The sequence below is a fragment of the Sandarakinorhabdus rubra genome, assembly GCF_010994245.1.
Classification (GTDB): Bacteria; Pseudomonadota; Alphaproteobacteria; order Sphingomonadales; family Sphingomonadaceae; genus Sandarakinorhabdus; species Sandarakinorhabdus rubra.
The window spans coordinates 1-3,129 of sequence record NZ_WMHO01000264.1; the positions used below are offsets into that span (position 1 = coordinate 1).

At 69.6% G+C, this 3,129-nt stretch carries 3 protein-coding genes; 1 reads left to right on the forward strand and 2 read right to left on the reverse strand.

The annotated features are described in order from the left end of the window. Both GJV64_RS13010 and GJV64_RS13015 read right to left on the reverse strand, forming a co-directional pair. A partial coding sequence (locus GJV64_RS13010) for an NAD-dependent epimerase/dehydratase family protein (protein WP_164157748.1) occupies positions 1-723 on the reverse strand: 723 nt, incomplete at its 3' end. A 147-nt stretch (positions 724-870) separates the two neighbouring features. Further along, positions 871-2,613 (reverse strand): fatty acyl-AMP ligase, encoded by a 1,743-nt coding sequence (locus tag GJV64_RS13015; protein WP_408014999.1) that lies wholly within the window; start codon positions 2,611-2,613, stop codon positions 871-873. 120 nt (positions 2,614-2,733) lie between these two features. On the opposite strand from GJV64_RS13015, the gene GJV64_RS13020 reads away from it, so the two are divergent. After that, on the forward strand, positions 2,734-3,129 hold a 396-nt coding region (locus GJV64_RS13020), incomplete at its 3' end, for a RecX family transcriptional regulator (RefSeq protein WP_164157751.1).

Genomic DNA, 3,129 nt, shown 5'->3' on the forward strand with positions numbered 1-3,129 from the left:
AGCCAGCAGGGCATCGCCCACCGGGATCATGCGCACGCCCCTCCGGCCCAGCGCCGCGGCGATGGCGCCGGCATGATCGGCGTGGGTGTGGCCGCCGCGCGCACCTGCACCATCGTCCAGCTCCAGCACCTCGCGGCTTGGCCCGGCGCCGGCCAGCACAAGCAGGGCTCGGGCCAGATCATCGACATGGATCAGGCTGATGCGGGCGTCCGGCCCACCCGGGGCGAGGCCGAACCCCCGCCGCGCCAGCCTGAACAGGTCGAGCATCTCGGCATCGCCGGGGCCATAGACGCCGGGCGGGCGCACGATCACCCAATCCAAAGGGCATGCCATCACCAGCCGCTCGGCATCGGCCTTGGAGGCGCCATAGAGCGACAATGATGGCTCGCGCGCGGCCAGGCTGGAGACATGGACGAAGCGCCGCACCCCGGCGGCGCGGGCGGCGGCCAGCATGTTGGCGGTGCCGCGCGCGTTGCCGGCCTGGAAGCCGGCGGCATCGGCGGCGTTCACCACCCCGGCGACGTGGATCACTGCATCGGCACCGTCGCACAGCCGCGCCAGGGCGTGGGGGTCGTCCAGATCGCCCATCACCCAGGCGATGGGGTCATCGGCGCGCTGCGGCCGCCGAGTGAGCGCACGTAGCGGGCGGTCAGCCAGCGCAGCGACGCGGCTGCCAACGAAGCCGGTGGCGCCGGTGAGGGCGATAGGGGCGGTTTCAATCATTGTTCTGGTTCGGGGACGCGGTCGCGGCAAAGCCGCGCCCTGACGTCAGACGGGCTGCGCTGGGGCGCCGAAGCGCCCGCGCGCACCCGCTGGCCGCGCTTGCGCGAGTCGGTGGACAGCGTCGCTGTCCGCGCGCCGCGCGGCGCGTTACGCGGCCACTTCAAACGGCTGGATCTCGCCCGACAGATACTGCAGCCGCGCCTTGGAACGGCTCAGCTTGCCCGACGAGGTGCGCGGCAGCGTGCGCGGTGGCACCAGTTCAACGACGCAGCTCATGCCGGTGATCGCCTTCACCTTGCTCTTGATCGCCTCGCGCAGCTTCAGCCGTTCCTCGTTGTCGCTGGTGCGGCACTGCACCAGCACGGCCGGCGCTTCCTCGCCGCTGGGCGTGGTGATCGAGAAAGCAGCAATGTCGCCGGCCTTGAAGCCGGGCAGCTGCTCGATTGCCCATTCGATGTCCTGCGGCCAGTGGTTCTTGCCGTTGATGATGATCATGTCCTTGGCGCGGCCGACGATATAGAGCGAGCCGTCCTTCATGTAGGCCATGTCGCCGGTGTCGAGCCAGCCGTCCTTCAGGCAGGCGGCGGTGGCTTCGGGATCGCGGAAATAGCCGGCCATGATGCCCAGCCCCTTCACGAACACGCGGCCGATCTTGCGGTCTGGCAGCACGCGGCCGGCCTCATCGCGGATCTCGATGGTCATGCCGGGCAGCGCCTTGCCGCAGTTGACGATGGCGCGATAGCGGGTCGGCAGGCGATGGTCAGCCCGGGGTTCGGCGCTGGCGCCCGACAGGGTGCGCTCGTCGATCAGGTCGCACACAATGCCCATGCCCACCGGCATGATGGTCACCGCCAGCGTCGCCTCGGCAAGGCCATAGCTGGGCAGGAAGGCCGACGCCTTGAAGCCTGCGGCGGCAAAGGTGTCGACAAAGGCCTGCATCACCTCGGGCCGGATCATGTCCGCGCCGTTGCCGGCCACCCGCCAGCGCGACAGGTCATAGCGTTCGGCCACCGGAATCGAGGGCGAGATGCGGCGGGCGCAGATGTCATAGCCGAAGGTCGGCGAATAGCTGAGCGTCGCGTCCGGATTGCGGCTGATCAGGGTGAGCCATGATAGCGGCCGGCGGGCGAAATCCTCGGTGGCGAGATAGTCGACCGAGATCTGGTTGGCCATCGGCGCCAGCATGCAGCCCACCAGGCCCATGTCGTGATACCAGGGCAGCCAGCTCACCACGCGGTCGCCGTCACCGGCCCCGGTGCAATGGGCATGGCCGGCAAGGTTGGCCAGCAGCGCCTCATGGGTGACAGCGACGCCGTGCGGGAAACGGGTGGAGCCGGAAGAATATTGCAGATAGGCGATGTCGGTCGGCTTCGCCTCGGGCAGCGGGGCGTCAGGCGCATCGCCCTTGAACCATTCATCCCAGTCATGGGCGGCGCACAGGCCGGCGGCCGCGTCCTTCACGATCGGGTGCAGGCCCGGCGGCGACAGCAGCATCAACGGATCGCAGCTGGTCAGCTGCACCCTGATCTGTTCGACATAGGCTTCGCGGCCGCCGAAGCTGGTGGGCAGCGGCAGCGGCACCGGCAGGGCGCCGGCATAGATGGCGCCATAGAAGGCCGCGGCAAAGCCGGCGCCGGTCTCGGCAATCAGGGCGATGCGGTCGCCGGGCTTCACGCCTTCGGCAATGAAGTGGCGAGCATGGCGGCGCGCATCGGCTGCCAGGTCGCGGTAGGGATAGGCGCGCACCAGTTCGGCGCGTGCATCGTGGAAATTATAGCCCTTGTCGCCCAGGGCGGCATAATCCAGCGCAGCGCCCAAGGTGGGAAAATCGGCCCGGCGTGACGGCAGTGCGTCGCTGGTCGGGGTGGGGCCCATTGCGGGTTCGGCCATCATCTTCTCCCTGGCGAAGGCACGCGGCCCGACCCGGCCGCACCAACATAATCAGAATCCACGCTCGCCCTCGCACGCCGGGGCGTTCAAATTCCGGCCCGAAAGTGGCAAGAAAGTGGCATGGATGATGAAGAAAGCCTTGCCGGCCGGCGCAAACCAGCCCGCCGGCACACGCCGCAGGGCGAGCGCCGGCCGGCAGCACCGCTGGATGCCGCCAGCCTCAACGAACTGGCGCTGGCCTATGCGGCGCGCTTTGCCACCACCAGGGTGAAGCTGCGGCGCTACCTGGCGCGCAAGCTGAAGGAGCGCGGCTGGGCGGGCGAGGGGCCGGCCGATCCCGACACATTGGCCGAACGGCTGGTGGCGCTGGGCTATGTCGACGATGCGGCCTTTGCCGCAATGAAGGACCGGGTGATGACGGCGCGCGGCCTGGGGCGGCGGCGGGTGACGCAGGCTCTGGCAGCGGCTGGTGTGGCGCCCGAAGATCGCGGTGAGGCGCCGGCTGCCGAGGCGGCG

Coding starts and splice junctions, on each gene's coding strand:
- GJV64_RS13015 (WP_408014999.1), bottom strand. CDS start 2,613: ATGGCCGAACCCGCAATGGGCCCCACCCCGACCAGCGACGCACTGCCG.